Consider the following 19,319-nt stretch of genomic DNA (forward strand, 5'->3'; position numbering starts at 1 on the left):
GAGGGCTTGATCAATACGGCCAGGGCGTCCCGACCACGACGCACGCCATGAACACCAGCAGCCCGGCAAAACGGTTCGAGCGGAAGCGGTGCAGCGCGCCCGCGCCGTCCTCGGGCATCAGCGTGGCGACCTGCCAGACGAAGTGTCCCGCCACCGGCAGCAGCGCGACGAGCGCGAGTCCATCGGGCCGTACTGTCCAGATCGCCGCCGCCCACAGCACCAGCGCCGCGGCGTAGAACAGCCCAACCCCGAGCCGCACCCGGCTGCCCATCCGCAGCGCCGACGAGCGCACGCCGATCAGCGCATCGTCCTCGCGGTCCTGCAGCGCATAGATCGTGTCGTAGCCGACTACCCAGCAGATCGACCCTGCATAGAGCAGCAGCCCCGGCACGCTCAGCGATCCCGTGACATCGCTCCACCCGACCAGCGCAGCCCAGGAAAAGACGAGCCCGAGCCAGATCTGCGGCCACCAGGTGATCCGTTTCATGAAGGGATAGGCAGCGACCGGCGCCAGGCTCGCGAGTGCGACCAACGCTGCGTAAAGCCGCAGTTGGAGCAGCACGATCAGCCCAATCAGGCACAACGCGACCAGCCACGCCCACGCTGCCGTGAGCGTCACCGCGCCGCTCGCCAGCGGGCGGCTGCGCGTGCGCGCGACCTGCCGGTCGAGATCGCGATCGACGATGTCGTTGAACACGCACCCCGCCCCGCGCATCGCAATGCTGCCGAGCAGCAGCCACACGATCAGATCCCAGTGCGTCACCGCGCTCCCCGCCAGCGCGACGCCCCATGCGCCCGGCCAGAACAGCAGCCACCAGCCGATCGGTCGATCGAAGCGCGCCAGCAATGCGAAGGGACGTGCGCGGCGCGGGAGCAAGCCGACCAGGCCGCGATGCTCGGTATCGGGGGTCAGGTCAGCGGGGATGCGGTCAGGGGAGCTCATGCCCTCCGCCATACCCGCGCGGAAAGATTGCGGAAACGCTGTTCTGCGCGCGGCGCAAACAGCGCAAGCGTTCCGGCGCGGCGCGGCGCGGCGGTCCAACGACAGCCGCCTCGACTTCGCCACGGTCGATCGCGATACAGGGCCAACCCATTTCCGGGCCGGACAGCAAAGGCGGAGCGTATGGTACATCTCTCCGTCGCAATCGGACGGTTCTTCGAAGCGCTGCTCTGGGCGCTGGCGCGCGGCGTCGGCGTGATGGCCGGCTGGGCGATCCTCGCGGCGCTGGCGCTGGCGGTGGTCGCGCTGGGGGTGCGCGCGGTGTGGCGGCGGCGATAGCACTGCGATCCTGGCCGATCGGCCAACAGGTTGCACGAGCGTTGATTGCCGCCCTCACCCGCGACCGTCGCTCTGGCGAGAGCCGGGACGACGCAACCGAGAATGCCTGAGTGTTGGTGGAAACCGCACGCTTTGCTGGGCGGCACGCGCCCTGGCGGCCGCTCGGCGTTGATTCAGGCGAGCTCGATGCCCCTGTCTGGATTCATCACATCCGTTATCGGGCCGCGAAGCAATTTCTCATAATTGCTCTTCACCACTCCATAGCACTCGCACGCGCGTGCGCGCAGGCCCGGCACGTCGGTTATCTCAATTTGCCCGCGACGATAGCGGATAAGGCCGGCCTGCTGCAGCCTATTGGCGACAACCGAAACGCTGTTCCGCCGCGTTCCCAGCATGTCGGCAAGAAATTCCTGGGTAAGCGGCAGCGTACTCCTGGCCGACAGATCGCGGGCTCGCAGCAACCAGCGGGAGAGGCGTGCCTCCACGCTGTGGGACGCATTGCAGGCGGCCGATTGTACCGCTTGACCGAAAATAACCTGTTCGTAGCGCATCAACAGTGCGCGAAACAATTCGCTGTGCTGGGCGGTTGCGCGAAGCTGCGTGGTGTCAAGGATCGACGCGCCGCCGCCGATCCGAACGATGGCGGTGTTCAACGACAACTTGCCATCAAGCGCGGAAAAAGCACCAAAGATGCCATCGTTGCCGATCATCGCAGCCTCGACAGTCGCGCCGTTTTCGAGCCTGACGGCCAGCGAGATGACGCTACTGTGCGGAAAGTAAACGCTGGAAATCTTCTCGCCGCCTTCGACCAGGACGTCGCCCTGCACGAGATCGACCGGTCTGAGATAGAATTTTATAAAATCGAAGGCGGAGGACGACAGCGAATCCAGAAAGCGATTACGCGACCACAAAGGTTCGACAGCCACAATGCACTCCTGCTCAGAGGCGGGAGCGCGATCGTCTCTCTGTCGCCGCTGCCTTGATCGTGTAGCGGAGATAACCGTTATTTGGGTACGGCATGTCGGAATTACAAGCAGGCCACTGTTGTTTGTCCGGAAAAATACAGCGCTATTCCCGTTACCGGACCGACCAATATTATTCGGCGGCGCTCCTCGTACATCACATGAATTCGTTTCGATAGCGCTACGATTTATCACGGATCGTGAAAGAGGAGGCCGTAATGAAGAGTAGCGTTTCGCGAGCCACAGCAGAAGGGGCAGTAACCGATGCTCAGCTGTTGCTGGATGCCATCACGGATTACGCGATCTATCAACTCGATGCTGATGGAATAGTGTGTAGCTGGAATGCGCCCGCGCAGCGCTTCAAGGGATATTCGGCGAAGGACATTATCGGACGGCATTTTTCTTGCTTTTATACCGAAGAAGACATTGGTGCCGGCGTGCCGGCCCGTGCCCTCGCGACCAGCCTGCACGAGGGCAGGTTTGAGGACGAGGGTTGGCGCGTACGCGCTGACGGACGCCGCTTGTGGGCGAGCGTGGTCATCAATCCGATTTTCGAAGCCGACGGTTCGCACAAAGGCTTCGTGAAGATTACCCGCGACATTTCGGACAAGCGAGCTGCAGCCGACTCTTTGCGTGAGGCCAATGGGCAAATCGCGCAGGTGCAGAAAATGGAGTCCCTTGGTCGGGTCGCTGGCGGGGTGGCACACGACTTCAATAATCTGCTGACGGCGATCATGGGATCGGTCGATCACCTGAAATCCGCATACCCCGACCCGGCCATGACGCGCCACATCGATACAATAGAATTTGCAGCCGAACAGGCCGCGCAGCTCACATCACAATTGCTCGCGTTTGCGCGCAGTCAGCCGCTCAAGCCCACCCGCTTCTCGATGCGAAACTGCATCAAGGAACTCCTCCCGCTGCTGCAGGCCGTCGTCGGCGGTAAAATCGTGCTCAGTGCTCATTTGGCGACGGATGACTGCACCGTGGACATCGACCTCACCCAGTTTCGGGCGGCGATCCTCAACCTCGTCACCAATTCGAAACACGCGATCCAATCGGATGGCGTCATCGAGCTAAGAACCCAAATTTTTACCGCGATGCCCGCCGTCCGAAAGCACCACGCAATCGTGGGAAGATTTGTAGGCGTGTCCGTCATCGACACTGGCTCTGGCATCCCGGTCGATATTCGCGACAAGGTGTTCGAACCGTTTTTCACCACAAAGGAGCTTTTGCATGGAACCGGCCTGGGTCTGAGCCAAGTCTACGGCTTCACGAAACAATCGGGTGGTAACGTCGCGATCAGCCCGGCACCGCATCACGGAACCACGATCACGCTTTATCTACCCCTTTCACCAGTACAGGTCAGGCCCGATGCTGTCGCGGCGCTGCAAGCCAAGAGCGATGGCCCACCGAACGCTTCCATCCTTTTCGTCGAAGACAATAAGATCGTCGGCGCGAGCGCCGTCCGGGGACTCGTCGATCTTGGATATGAGGTCTCCTGGCTCGAGGATGGCGATGCCGCCCTGGCCATACTGTCAAAGCAACCAGGCTCATTTGACATTATCATCACCGACATAATCATGCCGGGAATGAGCGGTTTCGAATTTGCGAAAAGAGCGAGGGACATGCTCCCGGAAATACCGGTGATCGTCACGAGCGGCTATACGAACCAGCTCGCGCAGATTGAGACATTAGACTATGGATTCGTTGGCAAGCCCTATAGGCTCGATGATCTATCGCAATGTATTAGAATAAACCTCGACAAAGGACCTGTCGAGCAGCTCCATTAATGCTGGCGAGGCGTAACTGGCATCGTTGTGGACGTATCGCGCGACCGCCAGTCTTCCCACTCGGATGCGACGCAAGCGATGGGTTGGCGATGCGGCCCGAACCTGCGCTGTCGGTCGTATCCTGCCGCTCGACGTTTCACCGAACGTGCCGCGGGTTGGCTGTCGGGCGGGCCAGCTCGCAATCCCGGTAGCAAACCGCCCCGCCACCCCCTAGGACACGGCGATGCCCGCTACCCCCGCCTGGCCCCCGCAATCGACCCCGCGCCTGTTCGTCGAGACTCCGCCCGGGTCTGGGCTCGGCGTCGGCCCGCTGCGCGTCGATGGCCCGCAGGCGCATTATCTCGGCGCTGTCATGCGGATGAAGCCGGGCGATCCCGTCAAACTGTTCGACGGCCATTCGGGCGAATGGCTCGGCATCGCGGCGAGTGTCGGGAAGCGCGAGCTGATGCTCGACGTTACCGAGCAGCTGCGCGGACCCGAGACGGTGCCCGATTTGTGGCTCTGCGCGGCACCGATCAAGAAGGGGCGGATCGACTGGGTCGCTGAGAAGGCGTGCGAGCTCGGCGTCGCGCGGCTGGTGCCGGTGCTGACGCGGCGGACCGTAGTCGATCGGCTCAACGGTGAACGCCTGCGCGCGCACATGATCGAGGCGGCCGAGCAATGCGGCCGCACCGCCGTCCCCGAACTCGCCGAGCCGGTAAAGCTCAACGCCTTGCTGCGCGATTGGCCGCAGGGCCGCGCGCTGTTCTTCGCCGACGAGACCGGCGGCGCGCCTGCGCTCGAGGCGATGCGCGGCGCCCCCGCCTCGGCTGCCATCCTGATCGGACCCGAGGGTGGCTTCGACGACGACGAGCGCGCGGCGATCCGCGCGGTGCCCGGCGCGGTCGCGATCGGGCTTGGCCCCCGCATCCTTCGCGCCGACACGGCGGCGGCGGCGGCGGTCGCGATCTGGATGGCATCCCGAGGGGATTGGTAGTCATTCGAAACCTGCTGGCGGGCGGGCGATCGCAGCGCTAAGGCGCGAGCATGACAACGCGCCCAGACAGCATCAAAAGCTCGCCCTTGATCGAATCGCGCGACCAGCTCGTCGCCAGCTTCGCGCGCGGCGAGAAGCCCGCCGACCGCTGGCGGATCGGCACCGAGCATGAGAAGTTCGTCTATGCCGACAGCGACCATCACGCGCCGAGCTATACCGAGCAGGGCGGCATCCGCGACATCCTGAAAGAGCTCGAGCAATTCGGCTGGGCGCCCGTCACCGAAGGCGGCAACGTCATCGCGATGTCGGGCAGCGACGGGTCGATCAGCCTCGAGCCCGCGGGCCAGTTCGAGCTGTCGGGCGCGCCGCTCGAAAACCTCCATCAGACCTGCGCCGAGACCGGGCGTCACCTCGAGCAGGTCAAGGCGATCGGCGAGAAGTTCGGGATCGGCTTCCTTGGGCTCGGCATGTGGCCCGACAAGACGCGCGCCGAACTTCCGATCATGCCCAAGGGCCGCTATGCCATCATGTTGCGCCATATGCCGCGCGTCGGGTCGATGGGGCTCGACATGATGCTGCGCACCTGCACGATCCAGGTGAACCTCGATTACGCGTCCGAGGCCGATATGGTGCAGAAGTTCCGCGTCGGCCTCGCGCTCCAGCCGCTGGCGACGGCGCTGTTCGCCAATTCGCCCTTCACCGAAGGCAAGCCCAACGGGATGCTGTCGTATCGCAGCCATATCTGGTCGGACACCGACCCGGCGCGCACCGGCATGCTGCCGTTCGTGTTCGAGGATGGCTTCGGCTACGATCGCTACACCGACTATGCGCTCGATGTGCCGATGTACTTCGTCTATCGCGACGGCACATATATCGACGCCGCGGGCCTCTCGTTCCGCGACTTTCTCAAGGGCGAACTGTCGGTGCTGCCGGGCGAGAAGCCGACGCTCGACGACTGGAACGACCATCTTTCGACCGCCTTCCCCGAGGTGCGGCTGAAGACCTTCCTCGAGATGCGCGGCGCCGATGGCGGACCGTGGAACAAGATCTGCGCGCTGCCGGCGTTCTGGGTCGGCCTGCTGTACGATCAGGGTGCGCTCGATGCGGCGTGGGATCTGGTCAAGGACTGGACGATCGACGAGCGCCAGGCGCTGCGCGATGCGGTGCCCAAGCTCGGGCTCGATGCGCCGGTCGCCGGTGGGCGGACGCTGCGCGACATTGCCGGCCAGGTGGTCGATATTTCGAGCGCGGGGCTCAGCGCGCGCAACCGCACCGACGCGAGCGGCAGCAACGAGACGGGCTTCCTCGATCCGCTGCGCGAGATCGTGCGCAGCGGCAAGGTGCCGGCGCAGGTGCTGCTCGACAAATATCACGGCGTGTGGGGCGGTGATGTTTCGAAGGTCTACGACGAACTGCGGTTCTGATCTTGCGTCGCCCCGGCGGAGGCCGGGGCCGCTGCGCTTTGGGCACACCGCGCGCATACCCTCCAGCGGCCCCGGCCTCCGCCGGGGCGACGACTATTTGCGGCCCGTCACCCAGCCAAAAAACCGCGGCACCGCGCCGTTGCGCGCCATCCATGCGGTATAGGCCTGATAGTCCGGGTCCATCCCGAGATGCCGCTCCTCGGTCCGCGCGCGCCAGTAATAGACCCCGCTGACCACTCCCATCAGGATCGTCGCGCGCGCGGCGTCGACGAACGAGCCGGTCGTCAGGAACGGGATCGTCGAGATCCACCAGAACAGGTTCTTCGACAGATAGGCCGGGTGGCGCGAGAAGGCGTAGGGCCCGTGCGTCAGGATGCCGCGATTGGTGAGATTGGAGAAGCGGAAGCCGAACGCCAGCGTCGCCCAGGCGTAGATCGCGGTGAGCCAGACCAGCACCGCACCGATCGGGATCAGCAGCAGCGGTTGCCCGGCAAACCAGGTCGACCAGCCATCCGACCCGTAGGTGCCGGGATGATAATCGAGCGGGCCATTGTCCGCCATCAGCGTGAAGGGCGGATAGCAGATCAGCGCCGCCATCCATGCCGCGGCGAACGGGTTGGCGCTGCGGATGTGCGAATCGAGCGGGCGGAAGGTCAGGATATAGCCCGCCGTCGCGAACGCGCAGTCGATCACGAACATGAAGCCGATCAGCCAGTTGGCGAGCGCGACCGGATCGTGCAGCACCTCGGCAAGGCTGCCGCGGATCAGGCCGGCGAAGCCCGGCGGCACCACCGCGAGCATGAAGGCGAGGAAGAAGGCCTTCACCCCCCAGCTGCGCAGATGGTTGTAGATCGCCTCGCGGTCGATCGGCTCGTCGAGCCCCATCAGCCACGCGCCGAGCGCCCAGCAGCCATCCTTGGGCTGTTCGAGCCGGCGGTCGATCCACGGAATGTAGGCGATCGAAGCGACGAACAGGATCGGCGCGGCGACCCCGAAGCAGCGCATCGCGAACGGGAAGCCGCCCCACTGGTTGCTCCAGTAGAAGCGCCCGGTGCCGTAGATCAGCGCGATCCCGGCCCAGGTCAGCCACAGCCCGGCTAGCTTGGTGAGCGACAGGTCGAGCGTCTCGCGCCACGGTTTGGGCGCCGACCAGTCGATCCCGGTCGAGGGACGCCGATGAACCTTGTCGACCAGCACCGCCCACAGCACCATCGGCAGCGCGCACGCCGCGATGTTGACGAGCGCGGCATAGGGGCCGTCCATCCCGACAATGCGCGCAACCGCGACCCAGGCGAGCAGCCCGGCCAGCCCGGCGAGCCCGCAGCCCGTGCTCACCGCCGAGGCGGGTCGCGGATCGGCGGCACGCGCGGCGCGCGCTAGGGCGGTGTCATGGAACATCACCGGCAGGGGTAGCACCCAAGCGTTAGAAGCGGGTTAAGGATGTTGCCACCCTCGCTCAGCCGCGCAACATGCGGATGATCGCCGAGAAATCGAGCCCGCCCTGCCCGGCATCGGCGAAGCGCTGGTACAGTTCGGCGGCCTTTGCCCCCATCGGCGTGTCGGCGCCGGTATCGCCGGCAGCGGCCGCCGCAAGCTTGAGGTCCTTGAGCATCAGCGCGGTCGCGAAGCCGCCCTGATAGTCGTGGTCGGCGGGCGTATCGGGGCCGACGCCGGGGACCGGGCAATAGCTCGTCATCGACCAGCTCTGCCCCGAGGCGACGCTCGAAATGTCGTAGAAGGTCTGCGGGTCGAGTCCGAGCTTCTCGGCGAGCAGGAACGCCTCGCACGTCGCGACCATCGTCGCGCCGAGCAGCATGTTGTTGGCGATCTTGGCGGCCTGACCGGTGCCGTTGGCGCCTGCGTGGATGACGGCCTTGCCCATCGCCGCGAGGATCGGCTGCGCCCGTTCGAACGCTTCCGCGCTGCCGCCGACCATGAAGGTCAGCGTGCCGGCATTGGCGGCGCCGATGCCGCCCGAGACGGGCGCGTCGACCGCGGTGAGTCCCTTGGCCTGCGCGGCTTCGGCCACACGCTTGGCGGTGGCGACGTCGATCGTCGAGCAGTCGATCAGCAGCGTCGCGGGGGCGACATCGGCGGCGAACAGGTCGTTGTAGACGGCTTCGACATGGCTGCCGGCGGGCAGCATCGTGACGATCGCCTCGGCGCCGTCGGCGGCCTCGGCCGCGGAGGTCGCGGGCAGGCAGCCATCGGTTTTCGCGCGGTCGAGTGCCTCTGCCGACAGATCGAAGGCGCGGACGTCGTGGCCGGCCTTGGCGAGGTTCGCGGCCATCCCGCCGCCCATGTTGCCGAGGCCGATGAAAGCGATGCGTGTCATGGTCTTCCTTCCTACTCCCCTCCCGCTTGCGGGAGGGGCTGGGGGTGGGCGCGCGCTATCAGGTTAGCTACGGTCGAGAGCGCGCGCCCACCCCCGACCCCTCCCGCAAGCGGGAGGGGAGAAGAAGGTCACTTCCCCGTCCACGTCCCCGCACGCTTCTCGACGAAAGCGCTCATCCCCTCGCTCTGGTCCTCGGTCCCGAACAGCGCATGGAACAGCCGCCGCTCGAACTGCACGCCCATGCCAAGGCTCGTCTCGAACGCCGCATTGACCATCTCCTTGTTCGCCAGCACCGCGAGCGGCGCCATTCCGGCGATCGTCGTCGCGGTCTTGACCGCTTCCTCGACCAGCTCGGCCGCGGGCACGACGCGCGAGACGAGCCCGGCGCGCTCGGCTTCGGCGGCGTCCATCATCCGGCCGGTGAGGCACATCTCCATCGCCTTCGCCTTGCCGACCGCGCGGGTGAGGCGCTGCGAGCCGCCCATGCCGGGCGAGACCGCGAGCTTGATCTCGGGCTGGCCGAACTTGGCGCTGTCGGCGGCGAGGATGAAGTCGCACATCATCGCGAGCTCGCACCCGCCGCCGAGCGCATAGCCCGATACCGCGGCGATGATCGGCTTGCGGGTGCGCGTGAAGCGGTCCCAGCCGGCGAAGAAATCATGCGCGTACATGTCGGCGAAGCCTTGCGCCTGCATCTCCTTGATGTCGGCCCCGGCGGCGAACGCCTTTTCGCTGCCGGTGATCACCGCGCAGCCCTGCCCGGGGTCGGCATCGAACGCTGCCATCGCGGCGAGCAGGTCGGCGAGGATCTGGCTGTTGAGCGCGTTGAGCGCCTGCGGCCGGTTGAGCGTCACGAGCGTCACGCGGCCGCGCTGTTCGACGAGGAGGGTTTGGTAAGTCATTCTTCTCTCCGTCGCCCCGGCGAAGGCCGGGGCCGTTGGGTGGTGCGCGCGACGCCTGCCGCGCGCGAATACAGAGCGGCCCCGGCCTGCGCCGGGGCGACGATCAGCCGGGCGTCCATTCCTCGGCCGCAGGCAGCGGCGCGAAAATCTGGTCGATCACGTGATCGCTCACGCCCTCGGGCGTCGCCGGCTCCCAGCGCGGGGCATTGTCCTTGTCGACGATCACCGCGCGGACGCCCTCGAGGAAGTCATGGCGCTGCACGACATGCGCGCCGACGGCATATTCCTGGCGCATCTCGTCCTCGAAGGTCGGCATCATCGCGCCTTCGTGGAGCAGGCGGAGCGACACCTTCATCGTCTGCGGCGACTTGGTTTTCAGCGTGGCGAGCTGCTTGAGCGCCCATTCGCCGCCATCCGCCTCGAGCGCGGCGTAGATCTCCTCGAGTACGTCCGAGGCGAACAGCTGGTCGATGTCATCGCGGTGGGCGAGGATCCTCGCTTCGGGCGGAGACGTGGCCAGATCCGCGAGCGTTGCGGCCAGCGCTGCGGGGTCCGTTGCGATCCGTGCCTTGGCGTCTTCGAGCGCAGAACTCGGCAAATAGTGCGTGGCTAAGCCCAGCGCGAGGCACTCCGCACCGTCGAGCCGGTGGCCGGTCAGCGCGAGGTACTGGCCGATCCGCCCCGGCAGCCGCGACAGAAACCAGCCGCCGCCGACATCGGGGAACAGGCCGATCTCCGTCTCGGGCATCGCGAACTTGGTGTTCTCGGTCCCGATGCGATGGTCGCACGGGCAGGCAAGCCCGACACCGCCGCCCATCGTGATGCCGTCCATGAAGGCGACGGTCGGCTTGGCATAGGTGAACAGGCGGTGGTTCAGGCGGTATTCGGTGTGGAAGAACGCGCGCGCCTCCGCGCCGTCATCCGCACCGCTCTCGGCGAGCATGCGGATGTCGCCGCCGGCGCAGAAGCCGCGGCCTTCCGCATGATCGAGGAGGATGACTTCGATCGCGGGGTTGGTGCGCCAGGTGTCTAACGCTTCGAGCATGGCGGTACACATTGGCGTCGTCAGCGCGTTGAGCGCCTTCGGCCGATTCAAGCGCATGCGGCCGACCGGCCCTTCGATGAAAGCGAGGACTTCGTCCGTCATGACCAGGATCGCTCTTCTTGCTTCGTGGCTTCGTGTCTTTGTGTGAGAAAAGCTGACTCACACGAAGACACGAAGCCACAAAAGGAAAGACAGGGTCTTCCGCTGCGCGGGCTCATTGCCGCGTCAATTCGCGGCCGACGATCATCCGCATCACCTGGTTGGTCCCCTCGAGGATCGAATGCACGCGCAGGTCGCGCCAGAAGCGTTCGATCGGATAGTCCATCAGATAGCCGTAGCCGCCGTGGAGCTGCAGCGCGCGGTCGGCGATCGCCGACCCGCTGTCGGTCGCGAGGCGCTTGGCCATCGCGGCAAACTTGGTCTTGTCGGGCGCGTTCGCCGTCACCTTCGCCGCCGCCACGTAGAGCAGCGCGCGCGCCGCCTCCAAGTCGGTCGCCATGTCGGCAAGGGTGAACTGCGTGTTCTGGAAATCGGCGATCGCGGTGCCGAACTGCTTGCGGTCGCGGGTGTAGGCGATCGCCTCGTCGAGGCAGCGCTGCGCCCCGCCGAGCGAGCAGGCGCCGATGTTGAGCCGCCCGCCGTCGAGCCCCATCATCGCGATGCGGAACCCCTCGCCCTCGCCGCCGACGAGGTTCTCGGCGGGCACGCGCACGCCGTCGAAGGTCACTTGCCGCGTCGGCTGCGAGTGCCAGCCGAGCTTGCGCTCGTTCGCGCCGAAGCTGACGCCGGGCATGTCCTTCTCGATCACCAGGCACGAAATGCCCTTGGGCCCTTCGACGCCGGTGCGCACCATCGTGACGTACACCTCATTCTCGCCCGCGCCCGAGATGAACTGCTTGCTGCCGGTGACGATGTAATCGTCGCCATCGCGTACCGCCTTGGTCTTCAGCGCGGCGGCGTCCGAGCCCGAGCCGGGTTCGGTCAGGCAATAGCTGGCGATCCGGTCCATCGTGACGAGCGAGGGCAGATATTTGTCCTTCACCGTCTGCGATCCGAACCGGTCGATCATCCACGCCGCCATGTTGTGAATGCTGATGAACGCCGAGGTCGAGGGACAACCATAGGCCATCGCCTCCATGATCAGCGCCGCCTCGAGCCGCCCGAGCGCGATCCCGCCCGATTCCTCGGACACGTAGATCGACGCGAACCCGAGCTCGGCCGCCGCCTTGATCGTCTCGCGCGGGAAGATATGCTTCTCGTCCCATTCCGCCGCGTGCGGGGTGATCCGGTCGGCGGTGAACTTGCGCGCGAGATCCTGGATCTCTCGCTGGTCGTCCGTGAGGTCAAACTGGTCGGTCATGCGGCAATCCCTAGGGGGCTATGAAGGGGCGCGACAAGCGCCGTCGAAGGACAGACGCGCCGCCCCGGGTGAAGGTTCACCCGACAACCGCGCGACAGTGCGGGGACATTCGCGCTCGGCACGCGGTGCAGCACGCGCTCGGCGAACAGGCGGTTGGCGAGCGGCAGGCCGTTCCGCTCGTAATCGAGCCGGCCGGCAAGCCCGGCGCGCCACGCCAGCGCCTCGGGCAGCGTTCCGTTCGCGCTGACGAAGTCACTCGTGTCGTGATAGACCGGATCGGCGAAGGCGGCGTCGGCGGTGACGATCTGCCAGCCATCGCTGCGCAGCGCGGCGACGAGCGCGGAGAGATAGCGCGCGGCGATGTCGGTCTCGTGGAGCAACAGCACCTGCGGCGGCGCGCGGTGGATCGTGCGGCGCATCAGCGCGTCGGAGAAATCGGCCGATTGTACCATCGTCTCGACATAGAGGTCGCGCAGAGCGGCATAGTCAATCGCGAGCCCGGCGCGCTTCGCCGCGATCGCCTGCCCCTCGATGTTCCAGTCGGAGCCGTCGACCGACACCCAGGCGATCTGCAGCCCGCGCGCGGTGAGGCCATCGACCACCGCGCGGCGCTTCGCGACATCGCGACCGCCTTGGTTGAGGCCGGGAAAGCGGAACCACGGGCGATAACCGGCCCGCCCCTTGAGCCATCCCTCCGCCCGGTCGATATCGTCGAGGAACGCCGCCGCCGGCATCGACGCGAGATCGCGGTGCGAGAAGGTGTGATCGCCCACGACATGCCCCGCGGCGACATAGGCGGCGAGCCGTTCGTCGGCGCGGTTGGCGGGCCCGATCCGCCCGGGATTGGCGAAGAACGCCGCCTGTTCGACGCCGGCCTCGCGCAGCCCGGCGATCAGGAGCGCGGCGCGCTGGTCGGGCGTGTAGAAGGCGCCGGGCCCGCGCGGCACATCGTCGAAGGTCAGCGCGATGCGCTTGTCGCTCGCCTGCCACGGCGGCGCACGGCCGACGCTGAACGCGGTCGGCACGCCGAGTACGACGATCGCGCCCGACAGCAGCACCACGCGGAAGCGATAGAGCTGCGCCGCGCGCCTCGAGGGCGCCACGCGACGCCGCTTGCGGGTCAGCCGCCAGAGGAGTCCCCCGCGCCTCACCCCAGCTTCGGAGGATTATGCCGGCCGATCTGCATCACGCGCACATCACTTCGGCTTCGATTTCGACACGCCACTCGGGGCGAATGAAACCCGCTACGATCAGCGTGGTGGTGGCCGGTCGCGCCGTGCCGAACCAGCGGCCATGCACCGCCGCGACCGCAGGGAAATCGGCGCGATCGGTGAGATAGATGCAGGTGCGCACGGTGTCGGCAATGTCGCCGTCGAGATCGGCAATCGCCTTGGCGACGATCGCGCAGCACCGCTCCATCTGCGCCGCCGCGGCGCCCGGCGTGGTCGATCCGTCGGGTTCGATCGGCGCGGTGCCGGCGACCATGATCTGGCCGCCGGTCCGCACCGCGCGCGAAAAGCCGAGGATCGGCTCGAGCGGCGAACCGCTGCTGACGCGGCGCTTCATCGGTTCACCCCATCGTCGGGATGACGAAGGCGTTGGCGCCGTCCCCTACCCCGCCGTCGGGCCAGCGTTGCGTGACGGTCTTGACCTTGGTCCAGAACTTGACGCCTTCCATGCCGTGCTGGTTGGTGTCGCCGAACGCCGAGCGCTTCCACCCGCCAAAGGTGTGATACGCGACCGGCACCGGGATCGGCACGTTGATGCCGACCATGCCGACGTTCACACGCGCGGCGAATTCGCGCGCGGCGTGGCCGTTGCGCGTGAAGATCGCGACGCCGTTGCCGTATTGATGCTCGCTCGGCAGGCGCAAAGCGTGCTCGAAATCGTCGGCACGGACGATCTGGAGGACGGGGCCGAAAATCTCTTCCTTGTACGCCGACATTTCGGGCGTGACGTGGTCGAATAGGCTCGGCCCGATGAAGAAGCCCTTTTCATGGCCCTGCAGCTCGAAGCCGCGGCCATCGACCACCAGTTCCGCGCCTTCGTCGACACCGGTCTGGATCCACTGCTCGATCCGGCTGCGGTGCGCGGCGTTGACCACCGGGCCGTAATGCGCGTCGTTGTCGGTCGAGACGCCGACGCGCAGCGCGGCGATCGCCGGGATCAGCTTCTCGCGGAGCGCGACCGCGGTCTTCTCGCCGACCGGGACGACGACCGGGAGCGCCATGCAGCGCTCACCCGCCGAGCCGAACGCAGCGCCCGAGAGATCGGCGACGACTTGGTCGAGATCGGCGTCGGGCATGACGATCCCGTGGTTCTTCGCGCCGCCCATCGCCTGGACGCGCTTGCCCGCCGCGACGCCGCGCTTGTAGACATAATGCGCGATGTCGGATGAGCCGACGAAGCTGACCGCGCTGATCGCGGGATGATCGAGGATCGCGTCGACCATTTCCTTGTCGCCGTGAACGACCTGAAGGATGCCCTCGGGCAGACCGGCTTCGGCGAACAGCTCGGCAAGCCGTACCGGCACCGACGGATCACGCTCGGAAGGCTTGAGCAGGAAGGCGTTGCCCGTTGCGATCGCCACGCCCGACATCCACAGCGGGATCATCGCCGGGAAGTTGAACGGGGTGATGCCGGCGCCGATGCCGAGCGGCTGGCGCATCGAATAGACGTCGATGCCGGGGCCCGCGCCCTGGGTATATTCGCCCTTCAACACGTGCGGGATGCCGCAGCAGAATTCGATCACCTCGAGCCCGCGCTGGATGTCACCCTTCGAGTCGGCGATCACCTTGCCATGCTCGGACGAGAGCAGGTGCGCGAGCTCGTCCATATGCGCCTCGACCAGCGCCTTGAAGTTGAACATCACGCGCGCGCGGCGCTGCGGGTTGGTCGCCGCCCAGCCCGGCTGCGCCTTCAGCGCGGCGGCGACGGCGGCGTCGAGCGTCGCCTGCGTGCCGAGGTTGACGCTCGCCTGAACGAGGCCGGTGTTGGGATCGAACACGTCGCCGGTCCGCGCCGCGCCGCCGCCCGACAGGCCGACGATGTGATGGTCGATGATCCGCATGACACTCTCCTAAACGCTTTTACGCTCTATCCCACTGCGCATTTCTGCATTCAACCCTTCATCCTTGCCGCTATAAGCTGCATTTTTGCAGGATCGATGATGGGCAATTGGGACGATCTCCGCATTTTCCTCGCGGTCGCGCGCGCGCAGCGGCTCGCGGTGGCGGCACGCACGCTCGAGATCGACACCACCACCGTCGCACGGCGGCTTGCGCGGCTCGAGGCGTCACTCGGCGCGCCGCTGTTCGAGTCGATCGGCGGGGAGCGCCACCTGAGCGAGACCGGGCGCGCGCTGCTGATCCACAGCGAGACGATCGAGGCCGCGGTGCTCGCCGCGACCGAGGTCGACCCCGCCAGCGCGACCTTGGCCGGGCAAGTCCGCTTGAGCCTCGCCGAAGGTCTCGCAACGCACGTCGTCGCGCCCGCCTTGGCCACGTTCCGGCGCGACCAGCCCAATCTTCGGCTCGACCTGATCACCGCCTCCGGCTTCCTCAACCCCTCGAAGCGCGAGGCCGACATCGCGGTGATGCTGGCGCGCCCGCGTAACCGTCAGCTCCGCGCGAGCCGTCTCGCCGATTATGCGCTGCACCTCTATGCAACGCCCGGCTACCTCGCCGATCACGGTACGCCCGCCGACGCAGGCGAGCTGCAGGATCGCGCGCTGATCAGCTACGTTCCCGAACACGTCCATGCGCCCGAGCTCAACTATCTGTCGGATATCCAGGACGGCCTCGCCGCGCGTGCGCGCAGCACCAGCATCAACGTCCAGCATGCGATGATCCGCGCGGGCGCGGGGATCGGCGTGCTGCCCGATTTCATCGCGCGGCGCGATGCGACGATCGTCCCGGTGCTGGCCGACAGCGTCCGCCTTGCCCGGACCTTCTGGCTGGTGACGCATGAAGACACCCACGCGACGCCGCGCATCCAGGCGGTGGCGGAGTGGCTGAAAGCGTTGGCGGCGGGTCTCGCCTAGCCCTTGACGCCCGCCCGACACCGCATGAGCGGCTGGATCCGCGTCCCGAACGCCTCGACGCCCTCGACGAAATCATCGAACGTCAGCAGCACGCCCCCCGTATTGGGCACCTCGGCCATCTCGTCGAGCATCCGCGCGACGCTTTCGTAAGACCCGACCAGCGTGCCCATGTTGATGTTGACCGCTCCCTCGGGTGCAGCAAGCTGGCGGACGTTGGTGTCCTTGTTGTGCGTATCCTTGGCACCCTGGTCGGCGAGCCAGGCGATCGCCTCGAGATCGGCGCCGGCATTGTACGATTGCCATTTGGCCATCGCTTCTTCGTCGGTCTCGGCGGCGATGATCATGATCAGCACGAAGATCGACACGTCGCGTCCGGTCTTGGCGGTGGCGGCGGCGAGGCGGCTGTTGTTGGACGCAAACGCCGTCGGGGTGTTGACGCCCTTGCCGAGGCAGAAGGCGTAGTCCGCCCATTTCGCCGAGAAAGCGAGGCCTTCGTCGGACGAGCCCGCGCAGATGATCTTCATGTCGCCTTCCGGCTTGGGCCGGACGCGGCAGTCCTCCATCTGATAGTAATCGCCCTTGAAGTCGCTGACGCCGTCGGCCCACAATTCGCGCAGGATGTGGGCATATTCGTCGAGCATCTTGTAGCGGTTGCGGAAATGCTCGTCGCCGGGCCACATCCCCATCTGCGTATATTCGGGCGGCTGCCAACCGGTGATGAGGTTGAGCCCGAAGCGCCCGTGGCTGATCGAATCGATCGTGTTGCACATCCGCGCCGCAAACGCCGGCGGGATGACGAGCGTCGGGCAGGTCGCAAAGATCTTGATCTTCTCCGTCACCGCGGCTAGCCCCGCCATCAGCGTGAAGCTCTCGAGGCCATATTCCCAGAACTCGGTCTTGCCGCCGAAGCCGCGCAGCTTGATCATCGACAGCAGGAAATCGAGCCCGTGCTTCTCGGCGCTCTGCGCGATCTGCTTGTTGAGATCGAACGACGGCATGTATTGCGGCGCAGTCTCCGAAATCAGCCAGCCATTGTTGTTGATGGGGACGAAGACGCCGACCTGCATGCGCGTTATCCTTGCACGGTTTCGCCCGCCAGCCAGGCGAGCACGAAGCTGTTGAACGCATCCGGATCGACCACGTTGACCGCGTGGCCGCCATGTTCGGCGCGGCAGAAGCCGGCGATCGGCAAGCCGTTGGCCAGCGCCACGCCGGCATTGGGCGGGACCAGCATGTCGTCGTCCGACACCACGACTAAAACCGGGCGGTGGATGTCGCGCAGCCGCTCGGTCACGTCGAACGCGGCGAGCGCGGCGATGCGCTTCTCCATCGTTTCCGCGCCGGGAAAATGCGCGAGCTGCTCGGGCAGTTCGGCCTCGAGCAAGGCGTCGTTCGCCGAGATCCAGTTGGGCGGATAGAGGAACAGCGGCTGTGCGCGCAGATACGCCTCGGCCCCGCTGCCGCGCAGCAGCGCGAGCCTTGCCGCGAAGCAGCGCAGGAAGTGCGGATCGGGCGAGGCCCAGCCATTGACCACGACGAGCTTGTCGACCCGCTCGGGCGCCATCAGCGCGAGCGCGAGCGCGGCGACACCGCCCGCGGCATGGCCGACCACGGTCGCACGCGGAATGGCGAGCACGTCGAGCAGCGTCAGCATGTCGGCGGCGAGATGGTCGACGCTGACCGTATCGGGTAACGTCCGGTCGCTACGCCCCGTACCGCGATGATCATAGGCGATCACCCGGTACCGTTCGGCCAGCGCGGGGATGTTGGGCGCCCAATAGTGCGCCGACCCGCCGAGCCCCGAGGACAGCAGCAGCGGCGGCGCGTCGTCCGCACCGTGAACCTCGTAATAAAGCCCCGCCGCCTCAACCAAGATGCGCGACCGAGGCGATTTCGACCAGGCAGTCGGGCTTCACCAGATCGGCACGGATGCAATAGCGTGCCGGCTTGGCGCCCGGAAAATACTCGGCATAGACCGCGTTGAACGCGGCATAATCGGCGAGGTCCTTCAGGAAGATATGGTTCATCGCCACGTCCTCGAGCGTCGCGCCGGCCGCCTCGAGCGTCGTCTGGATCGTATCGAGGATATGGCGCGTCTGCGCGGCGGCATCGCCGACATGCAGCACCGCCCCGCCCTCGCCGAGCGCGAGCATGCCCGAGACGTAGACCGTGTTGCCCGCCTTCGCCGCAGCCGAATAGGGCGCGATCGGGGTCGGGAATTGCGGGGGATTGATCGCTTCGAAAGACATGGTCACTCCTTGGGAGACTGGCCGAAGCTGCCGCAGAAATCCGCGGTCGTGCTCACCCAGCCGAAAAACTTCTCGATATTGTACACGCTTGCCGCCTGCATCGTCGGCGGCCCGAGATGGTGCGTCGCATCCTCGAGCATCACCCCGAAATATTCGAGGTGGAAGCCGTCGCGCAGCGTGCTCTCGACGCAGACGTTGGTGGCGATCCCGACGAACACCAGGTTGCGGATGCCGCGCGCGCGCAACACGCTGTCGAGTTGCGAATTGAAGAAGGCCGAATAGCGCGTCTTGTGGAGCGAAAGATCGCCCGGCTGCGGCGTCAGCGCATCGACCAGCGCATAATCCCACCCGCCGCGCGCGAGCAATTGCCCGGAAAGCTCGGGCCGCGCGCGCATCGTCTTGAGCGCGTTCGACTTGTGGAAATTGGGCGACAGCGGCCCGCCCGCCTCCTGATACTCGGCATCCCAGCCATTCTGCAGGAAGATCACCTGCACGCCCGCCGCGCGCGCGGTATCGAGCACCTGCGCGATCTTCCCGATCGTCCCCGCCGCTCCCGAAATGTCGAAGCCGGCGAGATCGACGTAACCGCCGTCGCTCGCATAGGCGTTCTGCATGTCGATCACGATCACCGCGGTCTGCTCGGGCGCGAGCCGCAGCGCCTCGGGCCGCGCGGGAAGCGTCACCGCGTTCGTGCCGTCGCCGCCGGGGCAGATCACGGTCGGATCGTCGGACACTTGCGCACTCCCTTGCGGACAAGCGCAACATCCTGTCGCGGATAGACAGGCAGCGCAAGGCCCGCATCTTGCGCCCGCCGCGCGACCGCGCTAACCGATGCCCATCGCCGCACACGCGTGCGCGAAGCCGGCGAGCGGGTATAGTACAATGGTAGTACAGCAGCCTTCCAAGCTGAATACACGGGTTCGATTCCCGTTACCCGCTCCAGCCGCCATCC

Annotated in this window: 19 protein-coding genes and 1 tRNA gene; 6 read left to right on the forward strand and 14 right to left on the reverse strand. The window is 66.4% G+C overall.

What is annotated here, in order from left to right:
- Positions 1–10: 10 nt before the first annotated feature.
- Entirely contained in the window at positions 11–943 is a 933-nt protein-coding gene (gene ubiA / locus U1872_RS07805; RefSeq protein ID WP_332792319.1) for a 4-hydroxybenzoate octaprenyltransferase, read from the reverse strand.
- A 180-nt stretch (positions 944–1,123) separates the two neighbouring features.
- On the opposite strand from ubiA, the gene U1872_RS07810 reads away from it, so the two are divergent.
- Positions 1,124–1,279, forward strand: a complete 156-nt coding sequence (locus U1872_RS07810) for a hypothetical protein (protein WP_332792320.1) — start codon at positions 1,124–1,126, stop codon at positions 1,277–1,279.
- A 173-nt stretch (positions 1,280–1,452) separates the two neighbouring features.
- On the opposite strand, the gene U1872_RS07815 is transcribed toward U1872_RS07810, so the two are convergent.
- Positions 1,453–2,205 (reverse strand): Crp/Fnr family transcriptional regulator, encoded by a 753-nt coding sequence (locus U1872_RS07815; protein WP_332792321.1) that lies wholly within the window; start codon positions 2,203–2,205, stop codon positions 1,453–1,455.
- A 254-nt stretch (positions 2,206–2,459) separates the two neighbouring features.
- On the opposite strand from U1872_RS07815, the gene U1872_RS07820 reads away from it, so the two are divergent.
- From U1872_RS07820 to U1872_RS07830, 3 genes are all read left to right on the forward strand, one after another.
- Complete coding sequence (locus U1872_RS07820; RefSeq protein WP_332792322.1) at positions 2,460–4,034, forward strand: PAS domain-containing hybrid sensor histidine kinase/response regulator family protein; 1,575 nt, start codon at positions 2,460–2,462, stop codon at positions 4,032–4,034.
- 223 nt (positions 4,035–4,257) lie between these two features.
- Positions 4,258–5,010 carry a 16S rRNA (uracil(1498)-N(3))-methyltransferase gene (locus U1872_RS07825; protein ID WP_332792323.1) on the forward strand — a complete coding sequence of 251 codons (753 nt, stop codon included), beginning with the start codon at positions 4,258–4,260 and terminating at the stop codon, positions 5,008–5,010.
- A 50-nt stretch (positions 5,011–5,060) separates the two neighbouring features.
- A complete protein-coding gene (locus U1872_RS07830; protein WP_332792324.1) occupies positions 5,061–6,434 on the forward strand; it encodes a glutamate--cysteine ligase in 1,374 nt (457 codons plus the stop codon).
- Between the two features lie 93 nt (positions 6,435–6,527).
- Here U1872_RS07830 and U1872_RS07835 read toward each other — a convergent pair whose 3' ends face one another.
- The 8 genes from U1872_RS07835 to U1872_RS07870 all read right to left on the reverse strand — a co-directional run bounded on the left by U1872_RS07835 (position 6,528) and on the right by U1872_RS07870 (position 15,146).
- Positions 6,528–7,832 carry a methyltransferase family protein gene (locus U1872_RS07835; RefSeq protein WP_332792325.1) on the reverse strand — a complete coding sequence of 435 codons (1,305 nt, stop codon included), beginning with the start codon at positions 7,830–7,832 and terminating at the stop codon, positions 6,528–6,530.
- A gap of 58 nt (positions 7,833–7,890) precedes the next feature.
- On the reverse strand, positions 7,891–8,769 hold the full coding sequence (gene mmsB / locus U1872_RS07840) for a 3-hydroxyisobutyrate dehydrogenase (RefSeq protein ID WP_332792326.1): 879 nt from the start codon (positions 8,767–8,769) through the stop codon (positions 7,891–7,893).
- Between the two features lie 128 nt (positions 8,770–8,897).
- Positions 8,898–9,671, reverse strand: a complete 774-nt coding sequence (locus U1872_RS07845) for an enoyl-CoA hydratase (RefSeq protein WP_332792327.1) — start codon at positions 9,669–9,671, stop codon at positions 8,898–8,900.
- Between the two features lie 103 nt (positions 9,672–9,774).
- A complete protein-coding gene (locus U1872_RS07850) occupies positions 9,775–10,818 on the reverse strand; it encodes an enoyl-CoA hydratase/isomerase family protein (protein WP_332792328.1) in 1,044 nt (347 codons plus the stop codon).
- 112 nt (positions 10,819–10,930) lie between these two features.
- Positions 10,931–12,076 carry an acyl-CoA dehydrogenase family protein gene (locus U1872_RS07855; protein ID WP_332792329.1) on the reverse strand — a complete coding sequence of 382 codons (1,146 nt, stop codon included), beginning with the start codon at positions 12,074–12,076 and terminating at the stop codon, positions 10,931–10,933.
- Positions 12,073–13,179 carry a polysaccharide deacetylase family protein gene (locus U1872_RS07860; RefSeq protein ID WP_332792330.1) on the reverse strand — a complete coding sequence of 369 codons (1,107 nt, stop codon included), beginning with the start codon at positions 13,177–13,179 and terminating at the stop codon, positions 12,073–12,075. The genes U1872_RS07855 and U1872_RS07860 overlap by 4 nt, the downstream gene beginning before the upstream one ends.
- An 82-nt stretch (positions 13,180–13,261) precedes the next feature.
- Positions 13,262–13,642, reverse strand: a complete 381-nt coding sequence (locus U1872_RS07865; protein ID WP_332792331.1) for a RidA family protein — start codon at positions 13,640–13,642, stop codon at positions 13,262–13,264.
- 4 nt (positions 13,643–13,646) lie between these two features.
- Positions 13,647–15,146: a CoA-acylating methylmalonate-semialdehyde dehydrogenase gene (locus tag U1872_RS07870; protein WP_332792332.1), complete on the reverse strand. Its 1,500-nt coding sequence runs from the start codon at positions 15,144–15,146 to the stop codon at positions 13,647–13,649.
- A gap of 99 nt (positions 15,147–15,245) precedes the next feature.
- Between U1872_RS07870 and U1872_RS07875 the strand changes: the two genes are divergently transcribed.
- Entirely contained in the window at positions 15,246–16,118 is an 873-nt protein-coding gene (locus U1872_RS07875) for a LysR family transcriptional regulator (protein WP_332792780.1), read from the forward strand.
- Here U1872_RS07875 and rutA read toward each other — a convergent pair.
- From rutA to rutB, 4 genes are read right to left on the reverse strand one after another with little or no spacing between them, the layout of a single operon-like run.
- Complete coding sequence (gene rutA, locus U1872_RS07880) at positions 16,115–17,185, reverse strand: pyrimidine utilization protein A (RefSeq protein WP_332792333.1); 1,071 nt, start codon at positions 17,183–17,185, stop codon at positions 16,115–16,117. The genes U1872_RS07875 and rutA overlap by 4 nt on opposite strands.
- Positions 17,186–17,190: 5 nt before the next feature.
- Positions 17,191–17,991 carry a pyrimidine utilization protein D gene (gene rutD / locus U1872_RS07885; RefSeq protein ID WP_332792334.1) on the reverse strand — a complete coding sequence of 267 codons (801 nt, stop codon included), beginning with the start codon at positions 17,989–17,991 and terminating at the stop codon, positions 17,191–17,193.
- Positions 17,984–18,367, reverse strand: a complete 384-nt coding sequence (rutC, locus tag U1872_RS07890) for a pyrimidine utilization protein C (RefSeq protein ID WP_332792335.1) — start codon at positions 18,365–18,367, stop codon at positions 17,984–17,986. The genes rutD and rutC overlap by 8 nt, the downstream gene beginning before the upstream one ends.
- Positions 18,368–18,369: 2 nt before the next feature.
- Positions 18,370–19,101: a pyrimidine utilization protein B gene (gene rutB, locus U1872_RS07895; RefSeq protein ID WP_332792336.1), complete on the reverse strand. Its 732-nt coding sequence runs from the start codon at positions 19,099–19,101 to the stop codon at positions 18,370–18,372.
- A gap of 134 nt (positions 19,102–19,235) precedes the next feature.
- On the opposite strand from rutB, the gene U1872_RS07900 reads away from it, so the two are divergent.
- Positions 19,236–19,309 (forward strand) — tRNA-Gly (locus U1872_RS07900).
- Positions 19,310–19,319: the final 10 nt, after the last annotated feature.

The organism is Parasphingomonas frigoris, assembly GCF_036663815.1.
Lineage (GTDB): Bacteria > Pseudomonadota > Alphaproteobacteria > Sphingomonadales > Sphingomonadaceae > Sphingomonas.

Bases quoted from the DNA above. Each gene is read 5' to 3' on its own strand.
- U1872_RS07850 (WP_332792328.1), bottom strand. From the start codon at position 10,818: ATGACGGACGAAGTCCTCGCTTTCATCGAAGGGCCGGTCGGCCGCATG.
- U1872_RS07875 (WP_332792780.1), top strand. From the start codon at position 15,246: ATGGGCAATTGGGACGATCTCCGCATTTTCCTCGCGGTCGCGCGCGCG.
- mmsB (WP_332792326.1), bottom strand. From the start codon at position 8,769: ATGACACGCATCGCTTTCATCGGCCTCGGCAACATGGGCGGCGGGATG.
- rutA (WP_332792333.1), bottom strand. From the start codon at position 17,185: ATGCAGGTCGGCGTCTTCGTCCCCATCAACAACAATGGCTGGCTGATT.
- rutC (WP_332792335.1), bottom strand. From the start codon at position 18,367: ATGTCTTTCGAAGCGATCAATCCCCCGCAATTCCCGACCCCGATCGCG.
- U1872_RS07820 (WP_332792322.1), top strand. From the start codon at position 2,460: ATGAAGAGTAGCGTTTCGCGAGCCACAGCAGAAGGGGCAGTAACCGAT.
- U1872_RS07870 (WP_332792332.1), bottom strand. From the start codon at position 15,146: ATGCGGATCATCGACCATCACATCGTCGGCCTGTCGGGCGGCGGCGCG.
- U1872_RS07865 (WP_332792331.1), bottom strand. From the start codon at position 13,642: ATGAAGCGCCGCGTCAGCAGCGGTTCGCCGCTCGAGCCGATCCTCGGC.
- U1872_RS07810 (WP_332792320.1), top strand. From the start codon at position 1,124: ATGGTACATCTCTCCGTCGCAATCGGACGGTTCTTCGAAGCGCTGCTC.
- U1872_RS07830 (WP_332792324.1), top strand. From the start codon at position 5,061: ATGACAACGCGCCCAGACAGCATCAAAAGCTCGCCCTTGATCGAATCG.
- U1872_RS07855 (WP_332792329.1), bottom strand. From the start codon at position 12,076: ATGACCGACCAGTTTGACCTCACGGACGACCAGCGAGAGATCCAGGAT.
- U1872_RS07825 (WP_332792323.1), top strand. From the start codon at position 4,258: ATGCCCGCTACCCCCGCCTGGCCCCCGCAATCGACCCCGCGCCTGTTC.
- ubiA (WP_332792319.1), bottom strand. From the start codon at position 943: ATGAGCTCCCCTGACCGCATCCCCGCTGACCTGACCCCCGATACCGAG.
- U1872_RS07845 (WP_332792327.1), bottom strand. From the start codon at position 9,671: ATGACTTACCAAACCCTCCTCGTCGAACAGCGCGGCCGCGTGACGCTC.
- U1872_RS07835 (WP_332792325.1), bottom strand. From the start codon at position 7,832: ATGTTCCATGACACCGCCCTAGCGCGCGCCGCGCGTGCCGCCGATCCG.